The following is a 15611-nucleotide window of genomic DNA, read 5'->3' on the forward strand; positions in this document are numbered from 1 at the left end:
AGGATCAAGCGTGGTGCAACCAGCGGAGCGAAACCGCGCCCGAGGTGCCTGCACTGGCGCATCACTCGCCATGTTCTCGCTCATCCTGGCAGGAGTCCTGCTGGCGGGTGGGTGTGGACGGGAACAGCCCACGCAGTCCGGTGCCGAATCGCAGTACGACGTCACGACATCCGGGCCGAACCTGTTGCCTCAGGAAGTTCTGGTCGCGTTGGACGTCGTACAGAATTACTTCCCGGAGATGACCCGACAGGACCCGCCGGGAGCGAACACCAGTGCTGCCGGCATCCCCTCGGCGACGCGGATGACGATCTTCGAAGGGGACGAGGGCAGAAAGGTGACCATCTCAGTTGATCGATATCCCAGCTCCGGCTCAGCCGCGGCCGCATTCACGCAAGCGATCGGCAGAAGTGAAGCCGTCCAGGGATTCATAGCGCTGCAGGCACCGGCCGATGTCGGCGACAGAGCATTCGCCGGCATTGTGAGTCAGGGAGATGACACGCACATCGGATACGGCGCGCTCGCAGGCGAATACGTCATCGGAGTGACCTCGGCCGGCTACCCGGCCACCGCCGAGAACACCACAAAACTGAGTGATCTCACTCGCGAGGCTGTCGAGAAGGCAGAAACGGGATAGGGCCACGTCACCATTCGTCGCGAATGTCCTCCGCGACGCCCAGGTGCTCGCACAGCCGCCGTATCGCGCTGCAGTCCTGCACCATCGGCTTCCTGTCGCTGTCCGCCGTGACGTCCGCGATGATCGTGCCCGCGCCGGTGACCCGTTCCTGGTCGAGGATGGCCCGCCAGGTGGTGAGGTCGCTCGCGGTGAACGCGTCCACTCCCTCACGCAGACCCTCGAGCAGGGTTCGCCGGTCGTCCGCGTCGAGCGTGTCGTACACCAGCGTCACCAGATCGCCGGTGATGGAGGAGTGACACTGCTCGTCACGACGGTGCAGCGCCACGGTCGCCCGGTTCAACGGCTGCACCTCCTCGTCCTCGGTCATCAGACCCAGGTAGGCGCTGATCGATGTTTCGGCGACCGTGGTGTACGCGAGGGTCGTGAGCGCCGCGGCCCGCGGATCGGTGTGCCGGGCCACGGCCGCGTGGTGGCGGCGGACCGTCTGGGCCGCGGGCAGCGCGTCCTCACGCAGCGGCCACCCGCGGTGGCGGCGCGTCGCGGCACTGGCGTTGAGGTGCATCAGGGTGTGGTATTCCTCGTCGACCATCGACTGCAGCGCCGCCGCGCGGTGGCGGTCGCCGAGCCCGGTACCGAACGCGTCGCGGGAGAGCAACTGGAAACCCGGGTTCACCACGAACTGCTCGATGTCCATCACGTTCTTGTTGTAGGCGATCCACCCCCAGGCGCGCAGCCGGTCCTTCTTCGTCTCGTCCAGGCAGCGGTAGAGGTCGTGCTCGCGGAAGGGGAGCAGTGCCTCGGGGAAGTCGGCCTTGGCCGGATCGAAGAAGTCGTCGAGCTCGGGTTCGGTCCTCCGCACCGTGGCCCGGCGCGGCCAGCTCCTGACCAGGCCGCGGATCACCGCGCTCTCGACCGGATTCGACTCGTCGCCCTCGGGCAGGGCGGGCGGCGACAGCAGGCCCTCGAACCCGAATGTCCCGCCGTGCAGTTCGAACGGACCGGTCACGACTCGATCACCTCCGCTCGCACCGACACATCCTCGGATGCCAGGCCGTGGAATATCTCCGCGCACAGGTCGCCGTAGTGGCGGGTGCGGTCACCGAGGGGTCGACGCGACTCCGCCACGAGCGCGTCGAACTCGGCCTCGGTGCCATGCTCGACCACCGCCGACAACCGGGTCACCGCCGCCGCAAGCGCGTCGCGAGCCCTGCCCGCCAACGGATTCCCGGCCTGGACATCGCGGTACACCGCCGGGTTCCCGAGCCCGATCCTGGCCAGCAACGCCAGCGCCACCGTGTGCGGCGGGGTCGCGGTCGCGGACAGTTCCTCGCTCGTCACGTCGAGCTCGGCCAGCGCCAGACCGAAGGCCAACACCGCGGCGTGCGTGAGCGCCTGCGTCGCGGCCACGATCCGGTCGTGCTGATCCGGTGCGAGCCGGACGATCTCGGCCCCCCACCCCGACAGGGCCGCGAGGAACCCGTCGACCTGACGACCCCCGCGATAGGTGACCGCGGCCACCGGCCGGCCCGCCATGCCCAGATCGGGCGCGAACATCGGGTTGACCCCGACGGCCGCGGTACCCGGCGCGGAGTCCGTGAGCGCGCGCGCGAACCGCGTCTTGACCGACAGCGTGTCGACGAGCAGCGCGCCGGGGGAGAGGAGCCCGTGGAGAGCCGGGGCGGTGGCCAGCGCGACCGACTCCGGCACGGCCAGCACCACCAGATCGGCGGACCGCAGCGCGGTGACGAGCTCCCCGGTCGGGGCCGTCAGATCCGCGGCCACGGCATCCGCGTCGGTGATGGTGTCCGTGCGCTCCGCGCAGCGGGGGTCGACCACCAGTACCCGGACCCCGTCGCCGCGCAGCAACGCCACCAGCATCGCGCCGACCGATCCCGCACCGCCGACGACGACGGCGGTGCGGAACTGCGACGGCACCCGCGCAGATCCCGTGCCGATCACGGTCCGGCCTGGTCCTGATGGTCGGTGTTCATCGACAGGCAGCGTTTCATGGTGACGGCCTTGACCATCGTCTCCTCGTACTCCTCGTCCGGATCGGACATCGCCATGATCGCGCCGCCCGCGCCGAACGTCACCTCGTCGGCGGTGGCGACCAGGGTCCGGATCACGATGGAGAAGTCTGCGGTGCCGGTGAGCGAGAAGTACCCGATCGCACCCGAGTAGACCCCGCGCGGGCCGTCCTCGAGCTTGTCGAGAATCTCGAGGGTGCGCACCTTCGGCGCCCCGGTCATCGATCCGCCGGGGAAGGTCGCCCGGATGCAGTCCACCACCGAGACACCCGGCCGCAGGGTGCCGCGGATGGTCGAGACCAGTTGGTGCACGGGCGCATAGGTCTCGACGTCGAACAGCTTCGGGACGTGCACCGAACCAGGAACGCAGACACGGGACAGGTCGTTGCGGACCAGGTCGACGATCATCAGGTTCTCGGCGCGATCCTTCTCGGCCTCACCCAGGTCGCGGCGCAGGGCCTCGTCCGTGCCCGGCGTGGACGATCGCCGCCGGGTGCCCTTGATCGGCTTGGATTCGATCACCCGGTCCGCGCCGATCCGGAGAAACCGCTCGGGTGAAGCGCTCAGGACCGAGATCCCCGAGAACTGCAGGAGCGCGTTGTACGGGGTGGGGCTGATCTCGCGCAGGCACGCATAGCGGTCCAACGGGTCGATCGACCCGTCGACGGTCCCGGTGTTGGTCAGGCAGACCTCGTACGACTCGCCGGACCGGATCTCGCTGAGGCACTGCTCGATCAGCGCGAGATAGGCGTCCCGGTCGTGCCGGAACCGTGGCTCGGCGTCGGCATCGAGGTGGACCAGCGGGGGTGGCGACAGCGGCGCGTGGGGGACCACGTCGAACTCCGAGAGCGTGGTGGCCGTCTCGGTCATCCAGCGGGTGCCCGCCGGGTCACCGGAACCGTCGTCGAGCGAGAGCAGGTAGCAGCAGTTGGCCTCGTGGTCGAGCACCAGCGCCCTGTCCGTGAAGACGACGGCGGCATCCGGGTTCGGCGAGGTGTGGACGAGCTGCCCGCAGGTATCGGCCTTCAGTTCGTAGCCGAGGTACCCGACATAGCCGAGGCAGAACCCGAACGGGAGGTCGGGGCGGGGGGCCACCGCGCGAGCGCGCAACTGCTTGTCCATGTAGTCGAAGAAGGTGGTGTGGACCTCCCGTGCGAGCTTTCCCTGCCGGTGCACCCGCACCGTGGTCTCGGTGACGCTGTAGGTGACGTACTCGGCAAGGGGACCGGAGCAGTCGCCCATGACGGAGAACCGCGAGTCCGGCTCGAGTGCCGCGCTGCCGTCGAGCCAGAAGCTGTTCGGGCCGTGGGCGAACAGTGCCTCGTAGACCTCTTTGGGATCGAGGGCCCGGTCGATGCGCACGCTGTCGACGCGGTAGCGGGGTTCGGCGAGCGGCAGCGGAATCGGGCGCGCCGTCGCACGGCGGGAGCGCGCCCGCGGGGTCAGGTCCCGGAAATTGGTCAGCAACGCGCGGCCGTGATCGGTGCAGATGGACTCCGGGTGGAACTGGACGCCCCAGAGCGGACGCTCCCGGTGGCGCACCGCCATCAAGAGGCCGTCGCTGGTATGGGCGAGCGCCTCGAGCTGATCGTCTAGATCCTCGACGATCAGTGAGTGGTACCTGACCGCGCGGAAGGGGGAGGGCATACCCGCGAACAGTCCGTCCCCCGTGTGATGGACCTCGGAGACCCGCCCGTGCATGGGCGTCGGCGCGGACACGACCGGGCTGCCGAACAGGTGACACAGCCCCTGGTGCCCCAGGCACACGCCGAGAACGGGCAGATCACTCTCGGTGATCGCCGCGGCGCTGATGCCGAAATCCCGGTCCCGGTCCGGTCTTCCCGGCCCCGGCGAGATGACGATGTTGTCGTGGTCGGCCAGGTTCACCGACGCCCAGTCGACGTCGTTCGACACCACGGTCGGTGGTACGCCGTTCACCTCGGCCAGCAGACTGTAGAGGTTGTAGGTGAACGAGTCGTAGTTGTCGATGAGGAGTGTCCGCGTCGGCATCATGGGCGTCAGCCCCCACGCCCAGACGGCCCGCTCATACGCTCGGGCTCGGATCCATCCGCGTCGATGATCAGGTCCTCGACCCGGCAGGTCTCACGGATCAGCAGCTCGTAGAGCGAACGGAAGAAGTCCGGGGACAACTCGTGCTCGACCGCGTAGGTCTGCGCGCGGTCCTGGACGAACCCGATGCGCTGCGGCTGCATCATCGGGATGGAATTCCGCCTCTTGAGTCGGGCGATCCGGGTACACACCTCGATCCGGGCGCGCACATCCTCGAGCAGGTGGCGATCCACGTCGTCGAGCTCGGTTCGCAACACCTCGAGCTCGCGCTGTGCCGCCGAGAATCCGTTGCCGGCCCCGTGGGAACCATTCGACGTGTCCATCCGCCGCCGCCTTAGCAATCTGGGCTGACCTGCACAGACTCCGGTCGATGCGCGCCAGCCGAGGTCCGTCAGCCTCGAGCAGAACTCCGGGTAGAGAATCTTCCAATCTTCTCACGGGGGAATACGCCCTAGCCACCCTTTTCATCGATTCCTCGACGCCAGACGTTACCCAGTTCCTGCGCCGCACAGCGGCCGATGCGGTCACTCTTGGGTTGCGGTTGGGGACCTGTCAGGTCGACTCACCGGGACGCAGTTCCGTGGCGGCGAGACCCGCTTCCGCCATCAGGCGGACGAACTCGGCGCCGGGCCCGTAGAAGCGGTCTGGGCGCACCGAATCGAACCCCATCGGCCAGAGCGTGCCGAAATGCACAGGGATCGCGGTGCGGGCTCCGACCGCGGCGGCCGCACGGACCGCGGCCGCCGGGTCGAGGTGCCCCGGGCCGAGGCTCGGCCCCCACCCGCCGACGGGCATGAGCGCCACATCGCACTCGGGGACCCAGTCCGACATCGACGCGAACAGCGCGGTGTCCCCGGCGAAGTAGGTGCGCCCCTCGCCCTCGATCACGTAGCCGAGCGCCCGCACCCGATGCGGCCCCCGCGGCCAGCGTCGCCCGTCGTGCTCGGCAGGAACGGCGCGGACGAGCACACCGCCGATCCGTACCTCGTCGCCAGGACTCACCTCGATCAACCGATCGCCGAACGCCCTGAGCCCCGACACCTGGCCGACCGCGCCGGTCGGAACGAGGATCGGTACGTCGCCGCCGATCAGCTTCAGCGAGGGCAGGTGGGTGTGGTCCGCGTGGAGGTGGGACAGCACCACCGCGTCCGGACGTAGCGGGTCCGTCGCCTGGCCCGAGGTGTCGAGCGGGTTGGGCCCGCGTCTGCGCCGCAGGTGTGCGACCCGATCGGTGAGGATCGGGTCGGTCAGGATGGTGGTCCCGCTGTCCGTGATCGAGACGGTGGCGTGCCCGTGCCATCGGGCCCGCGGTGTTCGATCAGACATGGCACCCACGATCCCAGACCAGCCGATCCACCGCCCGCCGAGCGATCAGCCCACGACGTCCGCGCGACGGGCCCCCGCGGCGTCGGTCCGGACGAATTCCATCGCGTCGTCGACGGATCCGAACTTCAGCATCGCGATGTCGAGGGCGTAGTTCTGATAGAGCCGCCACGGCTTCTTCGATCCCTGTTTCGGGAACTCGTGGATCGAGCGCTGCACGTATCCGGACGAGAAGTCGATGATCGGCATCGTGGTGATGGACGGGTCGACGTTGCGGGGCGTGCACTGCCGGTACCCGTTGGCAGCCATGTGATTGAGCAGCCTGCACACGTACTCGCACGTCAGATCGCACTTGAGTGTCCACGACGCATTGGTGTATCCGATGCAGCTGGCGAAATTGGGGACGTCGCTCAGCATCATCCCCTTGTAGCTCAGCGCCTTTGCGGCGTCGACGGGGGCGCCGTCCACGCTCAGCTGGACGCCGCCGCCGACGATCAGCTTCAGCCCGGTGGCCGTCACGATGATGTCGGCCGCCAGCTCCGCCCCCGACTCGAGCCTGATTCCCCCCTCGGTGAACGTCTCGATCCGATCGGTGACGATGTCCGCACGACCGTGCCGGATCGCCTTGAACAGATCACCGTGCGGCACGAAGCACATGCGCTGGTCCCACGGGTCGTACCGGGGCGTGAAGTGGGCGTCGACGTCGAACCCGGCGGGCAGCTGCGCCCGCACCTGCCTGCGGAGCAGCTTCTTGACGACTCCTGGCGCCCGTCGGCTCAGCGTGAAGAAGAGCATGAAGCGAAGCACGTTCTTCCAGCGGACGATGCCGTAGGCGAGCTTCGAGGGCAGGAGCGCGCGCAACCGGTTCGCCATCACGTCCTCGTCCGGCACCGACAGGACATAGCTGGGCGATCGCTGCAGCATCGTGACGTGGGCCGCGGACTCCGCGATCGCCGGGACCAGCGTCACCGCGGTCGCGCCGCTGCCGATCACGACCACGCGTCTGCCCGCCCAGTCGACGTCGTCGGGCCAATGCTGTGGGTGCACGACCCGGCCCGCGAACCGGTCGACACCCACGAACTCGGGGGTGTAGCCCTCCCGGTAGTCGTAGTAGCCGCTGCACATGAACAAGAAGTCGCACGTGAGACGCACGATCTCGGCGGTGGGGCCGCGCTGGGCCTCGACCGTCCACCTGGCGTCCTCGCTGGACCATTCCGCGCGGGTCACCCGATGGTCGAACCGGATCTTCTCGTCGATTCCCTGCTCCCGCGCGGTGGCGCGCACGTAGCTCAGGATCGACGGGCCGTCGGCGATGGACTTCGCGTCCGTCCACGGTCGGAAGGAGTACCCGAGGGTGTACATGTCGGAGTCCGAGCGAACACCGGGGTAGCGGAACAGGTCCCAGGTCCCGCCGATCGCGCCGCGGGCCTCGAGGATCGCGTACGTCTTGTCCGGACACCTCGCCTGCAGGTGGTATCCGGCGCCGATCCCGGACAGGCCGGCACCGACTATCAGGACGTCGAAATGGTCGATCGCCATGGCTGCCACCGCCGTCGTCGGGAGTGTTCCACCTCGAACCTAGCACCGCGCCACAATGCATTCCGGGCCGTTGGCCACCTACGATCCAGGTGGATGGAGGTGTGCATGCGCACTCTGGGATCGGCGGCCCGTACCGTCACCGAATTCCTCGTGCTGTGGCTGATATCTGCCGCGGCGCTGATGGTGATCGACGCGGTGCTACCCGGCGTCGAGCTGGCCAGTACCGGTGCGCCCGGCCCGCTCGGATCGGCTCCGAGCGCGCTCGCGCTGGCCCTGGTGTTCGGCCTGCTCAGCACGGTGCTCTGGCCGCTGTTGCTGAGGGCCATGCTGTGGGTCGGACCGGCGCTGTTGTTCCTGTTCGCCTTCGTCGGCAGCGGTCTCATCATGTTGCTCTCCGTGCGTATCCTGCCGCTCGCGACGGCGGAGAGCGTGACCGACATCATCATCCTCGCGGTGCTGCTGTCGCTGGTGAGCTCGGCGGTGTCCGGCGCAATAGCCTCGCGGCGCGACGACACCTACCGCATGATGCTCGTGCGTCGACAGCGCTTCCGATTGCGCCGCAAGAGGTCACCCGACAGCGGCTCGGACCGTCCTGGACTGCTGTGCATCCAGATCGACGGGCTGGGATACAAGGTGTTGCAGCGCGCGATGCGATCGGGGGTGGTCCCCACCCTCGCCGCGATGGTCCGCGACGACTCCCACCGCCTGATGCCCTGGCACACCGACTGGAGCAGTCAGACCGGTGCCAGCCAGCTGGGGATCCTGCACGGCAGCAACCACAACGTGCCTGCGTTCCGGTGGTACGACAAGGCCACGAAGAGGATTGCGGTGTTCAGCAATCCGAGCGACAACGCCGAACGCGAGCGTGAACGCGCATCGATACCGGGACTGCTCGCCGACGGGGGAGCGAGCCGCGGCAATCTGTTCTCCGGCGGCGCCGAGGACAACGTCCTCGTGGTCAGCAGGATGAAGGGCGCCCGGATGGGAGGCGGCGGCACCGGATACGCGGATTACTTCATCGATCCGGCGAGCGCGGTCCGTACCTTCATCCGGCTGGTCGCCGAGGTGTTGCGCGAGATCCGCCAGGCCTGGCGCCAGCGCAGACAGGACATCCGGCCGCGGGTGCGCCGCGGCGGGATCTATCCGCTGGTGCGGGCCTTCACGACCGTCGTCGAGACCGACGTCGTGGTGGCCGCGGTCATCGGCGACATCATCAAGGGCCGCAACGTGATCTACGTCGACCTCGTCGGATACGACGAGGTCTCTCACCATTCCGGGGTCGAGCGGCCGGAGACCCTCGCGGTGCTGCGGAAGCTCGACGCGGAGATCGGGATGATCGCCGCCGTCGCGGCTCAGGCCGACCGGCCCTACAACATCGTCGTCCTCTCCGATCACGGCCAGAGCCAGGGCGAGACGTTCACCAGCCGCTTCGGCGAGACCCTCGAGGCCCTGGTCCTGCGCGAATGTGAGGCGGGTCGGCCGCAGCCGCAGCACGGTGGGTGGCTGCACCACGACAAGGACGTCCCGGACGTCGGGGCACAGGGACGAGGCGCGGAGGGCCTCGGGTATGCCGCCGCGAGCCTGCGTGCCACGCCGCCGCCGGACCGGGTCACCGCGCCTCCCGAGCGGCCGGTGGTGCTCGCGTCCGGGAACGTCGGACTGGTGAGTTTCCCGCTCGCCGCCGGCCGCGCGACGATGCGCTGGATCACCGATCACCATCCGTCCCTGTTGCCCGCCCTCACCACTCATCCCGGGGTGGGGTTCGTCCTCGTGGCCCGCGAGGGCAAGGGATCGATCGTGCTGGGCTCCCATGGCAGCGTGGAGGTCGACACCGGAATCGTCGCGGGCCGGGATCCCTTGGCGGACTTCGGCCCCGGCACCCTGGAGCGGATCCGCCGGACCGACGGCTTCGACAACGTCGCCGACATCATGATCAACGGCCGCTACTGGCCCGACACCGGCGAGATCGCGGCGTTCGAGGAACAGGTCGGCTCGCACGGAGGGCTCGGCGGTCCGCAGACCCGGCCGTTCCTGCTCTATCCCGCGCACCTGCCCGAGCCACCAGACGAGCTGCACGGTGCAGAGCAGGTCCACCGGGTGTTGTGCGGCTGGCGCGACCTCCCGGCGGCCGAGGCGAGGGCCGGGCGCACTGTCGGCGGGCGAGCCGGTCGATAGCCCGGTGCAGATCTTCGGCCTCTGATCCAAATACAGGTACCTCCCCCCGTCATCTTCCGGTGGTGGTCGGCTCGGTCTCGACGAAGTATGGGATGCGACACATTTGCCGACAGGTACGCGGTGCGCTGGCGAACCGCCTGATCCGAGGAGGACCGATGAAGATCCCGCTGTGGATCGGCGTCCCCACGATGCTTGCGCTCTCGGCTGCCGATGCGGCACTCGAACTGCAGATCCGGGCAGTCGGTGCAATGACACGAACCGTCATGCGCTCGGTGGGCGCCATCGGTCCTGAGCGGCCCCATCCGTCCCGCGGCACCAGCCCAGCCTCGTGACGACCACGTTGCCCGTCAGTTCGGTCTAGTGAAGAGCAGAGGCATGATCAATAATCTCGACTTCTCCCACGCCGCCCTCATCGACGCACCCGGTAGCTGGGTCAGGTGGGCTCGTTGCCGCCTCGGTGACCCCGACAGGATGTTCGTACGGGGCAAGAGGAAACAACGAGAGGTTGCTGTGCTCTGCGAAAGCTGCCCTGTGGTCCTGCAGTGCGGCGCAGATGCCCTGGACAACCGCGTCGAATTCGGAGTCTGGGGAGGAATGCCGGAACTCGAACGGCGAAACCTGATCAAACGTCACCCGCGCGTCGAGTCGTGGGCCGACCTCATCGCAAAGGATCGACGCACGCGCTCCCGGAATTTCCTCGACGCGGTGGCCGGGTGACCGGTATCGGCCGATTGCGCGTGACGCTACGGATCAGGGGTGCAGTACCCACCGATCCGATATCGCTGCGACCCTCACCCACGCGATCCTCGACGGTTGGTGGCAGAGGCGATCGAACAGCGGCACGCTGACCCTCGGCGGGATCAGGTCGACTCAGGGGATGCACCGTCCATCGACTGGCGGAGCGCGTGCATCACGCTGGCAAGGGCGGGCGAATCCGCGCCGCCGGTCCGGACCACCCCGCACACCGGGATGCGGAGGCGGTTGTTGGCCTCGCGCATGAAGCAGAGCCCGGTTCGGGGCGTCTCGGCCGCCGTGCTCGCGTACAGCACGGTCCACGCCCGCGGATTGGTGATGACCTCGAGCGTCGCCGCATGGTCGCTGGCGATCGACGGCCCGAGCGAGACCCGGCGCCCGATCTCACGGAAGGCATCCTCGACCACGGTGTGCAGCAGCACCTGGCTGCTGCGCGGTGGGAGCAGCAACTGATATGGGGCGAGCTCGCCCAGCTCGACCGTCGAGAACGCGGACAGCGGGTGCCGGCGCGACGTCACGATCACCAGGTCGTCGACGCCGAGCCGCACCGTCTCCAGGCCCGGCCGATCCGCCCGCCCGCGTATCAACGCGATGTCGGCGTCGCCGGACGCGACCGCGTCGATACGCTCGGTGAAGCTCTTGATCACGAACTCGATGTCCACGTCCGGATGCGACTCCCGCACGCGGGCGATCGCGTCGAGGCTCTGCGCCGCAAAGCTCATGTTCGCGGTGATCCGGATTCGGTTCCTCGGTTCGCGCACGACGGAGTACGCCTTGGTCTCCAGGCTCAGCACCTGCTGGGCGATCGGGATCAGCCGCGACCCGGCCGGGGTCAGCCGCACCACCCGCGTCGACCGCTCGAACAACGGGGCACCGAGCTCCTGCTCGAGCCTGGTGACCTGGTGGCTGACGGCAGATTGCGAGATGAAGCACCGTTTCGCGGCACGGCTGAAGCTCAGCTCCTCGCTGACCGCCAGGAAGTAACGCAGCTGCCGAAAGTCCATGCTCACATTCTATTCATTAGCAATCCAGATAAGAGAATTCTGGATACCCGGAGCTAGCTGGCGAAACACCGGATCGCATCCCTACGGTGTAACTCATACATCAGATCGAGCTGGAGGTTGTCGTGGTCGACGCAGGGATGGACCGGACCGAGGTCGTCATCGTGGGCTCGGGGTTCGGCGCGCTCGCGGCGGCGAAGAAGCTGGCAAAGGCAGGCACGCCGTTCGTCCTCATTTCCGAGACCACCGAGCACCTGTTCCAGCCGCTGCTCTACCAGGTGGCGACCGGCGTCCTCTCGGCAGGCGAGATCGCACCCTCCATCCGGGCGATCCTCGCGAAGTACCCGAACGCCGACGTCCGGCTCGGCCGGGTCGTGGACGTGCACGCCGACGCGAAGGAACTCGTCTACGAGGCCGCGGGCGAGCGGCACACCCTCGGATACAACTTCCTGATCGCCGCCACCGGTGCACGCCAGTCGTACTTCGGCCGCGACGAGTTCGCCAAGGTCACCTACGCGCTCAAGACCGTCAACGACGCGAAGCGGCTGCGCGACCAGATCGTGCGCTGCTTCGAGGAGGCGCACACCACCACCGACCCGGAGCGCGCCAAGAACCTGCTCAGCTTCATCGTGATCGGCGCGGGCGCGACGGGCGTCGAACTCGCCGGTCAGATCAAGGAGCTCGCAGGCCGCTACTTCGAGCAGTCGATCCGCGGCATCACCGCCGACGACGTCACCGTCACCCTGGTCGAGGGCGCCGGTGTCGCGATGCCCGCCTACGGCGGCAAGCTCAGCGAGTACACGAAGGCCTCGCTGGAGAAGTCGGGCGTCGAGGTGGTGCTGAACACTCTGGTCACCGACATCGACGAGCACGGCGCCACCTTCAAGGGGCACGGAAGCGAGGCCGGGGTGCGGCGCACCGCCGAGACCATCGTCTGGTCGGCGGGCGTTCAGGCCAACGACTTCGCGGGCGTGCTCGCCGAGCGCACCGGCTGCGACACGGACCGGGCGGGCCGGTTGCTGGTGAACCCGGACCTGACGGTCGGCGGCCGCGCGGACATCTTCGCAGTCGGCGACATGACCTCGCTGAACAACCTGCCGGGCCAGTCCCCGGTGGCGATGCAGGGCGGGCGCCACGTCGCCAAGACCGTGCTCGGCAAGACCCCGCGCGGCACCGCCTTCAAGTTCCGCGACAAGGGCTCGATGGCGATCATCAACCGCTTCCGTGCGGTGACGAAGGTGAAGAGCATCGAGCTCACCGGGTTCATCGCCTGGGTGCTGTGGCTGGCCGTGCACATGGTCTACCTGGTCGGTTTCCGCAACCGCTACATCGCGGTCATGTCGTGGTTCGGTTCGTTCCTCGGCCACCGTCGCCCGCACTTCCACTACGCGCAGGAGCCGTCTCCTGTGGGAGCGGTCGACGCCGACGACGAGGTGCCGGTCGCCGCATGACCGGGGTGTGACCGTCGGGGTCGGACGCGCGGCGCAATAGGCTGAGTGCGCCCGCGCGTCCCGACCCCCGAAAGACACTGATGGACACCACCTCTCCCGCCCTCGCCGGCGATCTCCGGGCGAGCACGCAGCGCCGCACGCTGATCGTGGTGGTGGCCTCGCAGATCCTCGGCGGCGCCGGACTGGCCGCGGGCGTCACCGTCGGTGCGCTGCTCACCAAGGAGATGCTCGGGTCGAGTCGATTCGCCGGCCTGTCCTCTGCCCTGTTCACCCTCGGGTCCGCGGCCGCGGCGCTGGTGGTCGGGCGGGTCTCGCACCGCCTCGGCCGCAGGCCCGGGCTCAGCATCGGATACCTCGCGGGCGCGGCGGGCGGCGCCGGTGTGGTGCTCGCCGCGGTGATGGACAGCCTCCCGCTGCTGTTCGTGTCCATGTTCGTCTACGGATCCGGGACCGCGACCAACCTCCAGGCCCGGTACGCGGGAACCGACCTGGCCGAGGCCTCGCATCGGGGCCGCGCGGTCAGCACGATCATGGTGGCGACAACCTTCGGCGCGGTGGCGGGCCCGAACCTGGTGGAGGTCATGGGCGACCTCGCGGACGGGTGGGGCATCCCCGTGCTGGCGGGCCCGTTCATCCTGTCCTCGGCCGCGTTCGCCGCCGCGGGCATGTTCCTCTTGGCGTTTCTGCGGCCCGATCCGCTGCGCGTCGCGCGACAGCTGCAGTCCGAGCCGGTTGCCGCCGGTGGGGAAGTGCCGCAGGAGCCCGACCGCGCCACCCAACGTCGGGGCATCCTCGTCGGCGCCACCGTGATGGTGGTGACGCAGATCGTGATGGTCGCGATCATGACCATGACCCCGATCCACATGATGGATCACGGGCACGGCCTCGGGCAGACCGGAATGGTCATCGCGATCCACGTCGCGGCCATGTTCCTGCCGTCTCCGCTGACCGGCATGCTCGCGGACCGGTACGGACGGATCCCGGTCGTGGTCGCGGCCGGCGTCACCCTGCTGGCGGCAGGCATCCTCGCGGCCCTCGCACCAGCCGATTCCGTGGTGCTGCTCTCGGTCGCGCTTGGCCTGCTCGGGCTCGGCTGGAACTTCGGGCTTATCAGCGGCACGGCCATCCTCACCGACGCGACGCCGCTCGCGACGCGTGCGCGCACCCAGGGTTCGGTCGACCTGTGTATCGCGCTCGCCGGTGCAGGCGGCGGCATCGTCAGCGGGATGGTCGTCGCGTCGAGCAGCTTCGCGGTCCTCTCGCTCGGCGGCGGACTGATCGCGCTCGCGCTGATCCCGGTGCTCGCGCTGAACCGCAGGCAGGCGCAGGCGACGCCCGCACCCGCCCCGGCCGGCACCACGTCGTGACCCCGGACTGACCGCAGAGCTCCTCAGGGCATCCGCAGCCGGGGCACCGGCGGCACCCAGTCGGGATCGCGGGCCGCGAGCTCGTCGATCAGGTGGGTGGACCAGGCATGGAGCCCCGCGACGTCGAGCGCGTGCGGTGGCCGGTCCTCGTACGACCCGACCAGGTCGCGCCCGCGCCGCAGCGAGCGCGCCGCCGCAGCGGATTCACCCAGCAGCGCCCGCGCCAGGCCGTCCGCCAGCTGCCACAGGCCCTGCCAGAGCTCCAGCTCCTCCGGGGGCGCGAGCGACGATTCGGCCTCCAGCAGGTCCCGAGCCCGTGCCGGATCGCCGTGATCCATCAGTCGCTGCGATTCGGTGATCGCGGCGCCGAGGTCGAGCTGAGGCCCCCAGGAAACGTCGGCCATGTACCGAATCTAACCCCTCCGGCACGCCGCGGCCAGGGTCCGCGGGGGCATCGAATGCGGGCGGGAGAGTGTCACGAAAGTGACGGGCGCAACCCGACAGGCGGGAGTTTGAGAGTGACCTTCGTCACATTAAGGTAACGGAACGGATACGTTTCGAGATGTTTATATCTCGGTCGTGACCTGCACGGGAGTCGCCGAGGACCCCTGGATCTGGACGGGCGTCCGTACGCCGGGCCCGTCATCCGAGGGGTGCGAGGCCCCCCGAACTGCGTCTACCGTCGCTTCCGGTTCACAAACGAGAACCACCACCGGCTCGCCAACCTTCGCGAACTGCCCAGCGGGATCCGGTCCGACGCAACACATCAGGGCAGTGACGAGGCCAACATCGCCGCGGTGCAAGACACCGCCGCCCGCCTCGGATGCAGGAGAGGACCCATCACATGTCGATCAACCATGCACGCCGGACCGCCACCAAGACCCTCGGCTGGATCGCCGCCACCGGCGCCCTCGTCGCCATCCCGATGGGACTGGCCGGCGGCACCGCCAACGCGGCAGGTCACGATTGGGACGCGGTCGCCCAGTGCGAGGCCAGCGGCAACTGGGCCGCCGATACGGGCAACGGATTCGCCGGCGGCCTGCAGTTCACCCCGAGCACCTGGGCCGCCTACGGCGGCCAGGGCCACGCCGCGAGTGCCTCCCGCGAGGAGCAGATCCGCGTCGGCGAGAACGTGCTCGCGGGCCAGGGTCCGGGCGCATGGCCCGTGTGCGGCCAGTACCTCTGATCGTCATCTCCCGATCATGACCGGGCGTGACGAGGAGTCGGCTGCCTGATCTGATCACCGCTGGCCCGGATCCAAGGATCCGGGC

15 protein-coding genes are annotated in these 15611 nt (G+C 68.7%); 7 read left to right on the plus strand and 8 right to left on the minus strand.

Annotated features, from left to right (window positions below):
- Nucleotides 1–10 precede the first annotated feature (10 nt).
- Nucleotides 11–634, plus strand: a complete 624-nt coding sequence (locus ACWFRB_RS13845) for a hypothetical protein (protein WP_452641710.1) — start codon at nt 11–13, stop codon at nt 632–634.
- 7 nt (nt 635–641) lie between these two features.
- On the opposite strand, the gene ACWFRB_RS13850 is transcribed toward ACWFRB_RS13845, so the two are convergent.
- The 6 genes from ACWFRB_RS13850 to ACWFRB_RS13875 form a co-directional block, all read right to left on the minus strand.
- Nucleotides 642–1622: an AurF N-oxygenase family protein gene (locus ACWFRB_RS13850; RefSeq protein WP_452641733.1), complete on the minus strand. Its 981-nt coding sequence runs from the start codon at nt 1620–1622 to the stop codon at nt 642–644.
- 14 nt (nt 1623–1636) lie between these two features.
- Nucleotides 1637–2512, minus strand: coding sequence for a prephenate dehydrogenase/arogenate dehydrogenase family protein (locus tag ACWFRB_RS13855; protein WP_452641734.1), 876 nt, complete (start codon nt 2510–2512; stop codon nt 1637–1639).
- A gap of 77 nt (nt 2513–2589) precedes the next feature.
- A complete protein-coding gene (pabB, locus tag ACWFRB_RS13860) occupies nt 2590–4674 on the minus strand; it encodes an aminodeoxychorismate synthase component I (RefSeq protein ID WP_452641711.1) in 2085 nt (694 codons plus the stop codon).
- Between the two features lie 5 nt (nt 4675–4679).
- A complete protein-coding gene (locus tag ACWFRB_RS13865) occupies nt 4680–5054 on the minus strand; it encodes a chorismate mutase family protein (RefSeq protein ID WP_452641713.1) in 375 nt (124 codons plus the stop codon).
- Nucleotides 5055–5283: 229 nt separating this feature from the next.
- A complete protein-coding gene (locus tag ACWFRB_RS13870) occupies nt 5284–6057 on the minus strand; it encodes an MBL fold metallo-hydrolase (RefSeq protein WP_452641714.1) in 774 nt (257 codons plus the stop codon).
- Nucleotides 6058–6102: 45 nt separating this feature from the next.
- The gene (locus tag ACWFRB_RS13875) at nt 6103–7593 is read right to left on the minus strand and encodes a flavin-containing monooxygenase (RefSeq protein ID WP_452641715.1); all 1491 of its coding nucleotides are present in this window, start codon (nt 7591–7593) and stop codon (nt 6103–6105) included.
- A gap of 105 nt (nt 7594–7698) precedes the next feature.
- On the opposite strand from ACWFRB_RS13875, the gene ACWFRB_RS13880 reads away from it, so the two are divergent.
- From ACWFRB_RS13880 to ACWFRB_RS13890, 3 genes are all read left to right on the plus strand, one after another.
- Nucleotides 7699–9768 carry an alkaline phosphatase family protein gene (locus ACWFRB_RS13880; protein WP_452641717.1) on the plus strand — a complete coding sequence of 690 codons (2070 nt, stop codon included), beginning with the start codon at nt 7699–7701 and terminating at the stop codon, nt 9766–9768.
- A 155-nt stretch (nt 9769–9923) separates the two neighbouring features.
- Entirely contained in the window at nt 9924–10100 is a 177-nt protein-coding gene (locus ACWFRB_RS13885; protein ID WP_452641719.1) for a hypothetical protein, read from the plus strand.
- 43 nt (nt 10101–10143) lie between these two features.
- A complete protein-coding gene (locus ACWFRB_RS13890) occupies nt 10144–10485 on the plus strand; it encodes a WhiB family transcriptional regulator (RefSeq protein ID WP_452641720.1) in 342 nt (113 codons plus the stop codon).
- A 143-nt stretch (nt 10486–10628) separates the two neighbouring features.
- On the opposite strand, the gene ACWFRB_RS13895 is transcribed toward ACWFRB_RS13890, so the two are convergent.
- Complete coding sequence (locus tag ACWFRB_RS13895) at nt 10629–11525, minus strand: LysR family transcriptional regulator (RefSeq protein ID WP_452641722.1); 897 nt, start codon at nt 11523–11525, stop codon at nt 10629–10631.
- Nucleotides 11526–11662: 137 nt separating this feature from the next.
- On the opposite strand from ACWFRB_RS13895, the gene ACWFRB_RS13900 reads away from it, so the two are divergent.
- On the plus strand, nt 11663–12973 hold the full coding sequence (locus ACWFRB_RS13900) for an NAD(P)/FAD-dependent oxidoreductase (RefSeq protein ID WP_452641736.1): 1311 nt from the start codon (nt 11663–11665) through the stop codon (nt 12971–12973).
- 80 nt (nt 12974–13053) lie between these two features.
- Nucleotides 13054–14340, plus strand: coding sequence for an MFS transporter (locus ACWFRB_RS13905; RefSeq protein ID WP_452641724.1), 1287 nt, complete (start codon nt 13054–13056; stop codon nt 14338–14340).
- Between the two features lie 23 nt (nt 14341–14363).
- Here ACWFRB_RS13905 and ACWFRB_RS13910 read toward each other — a convergent pair whose 3' ends face one another.
- Entirely contained in the window at nt 14364–14744 is a 381-nt protein-coding gene (locus ACWFRB_RS13910) for a DUF309 domain-containing protein (RefSeq protein ID WP_452641725.1), read from the minus strand.
- Nucleotides 14745–15184: 440 nt separating this feature from the next.
- On the opposite strand from ACWFRB_RS13910, the gene ACWFRB_RS13915 reads away from it, so the two are divergent.
- The gene (locus tag ACWFRB_RS13915) at nt 15185–15526 is read left to right on the plus strand and encodes a transglycosylase family protein (RefSeq protein ID WP_452641726.1); all 342 of its coding nucleotides are present in this window, start codon (nt 15185–15187) and stop codon (nt 15524–15526) included.
- Nucleotides 15527–15611: the final 85 nt, after the last annotated feature.

The sequence above is a fragment of the Rhodococcus sp. NPDC055112 genome, from assembly GCF_053607505.1.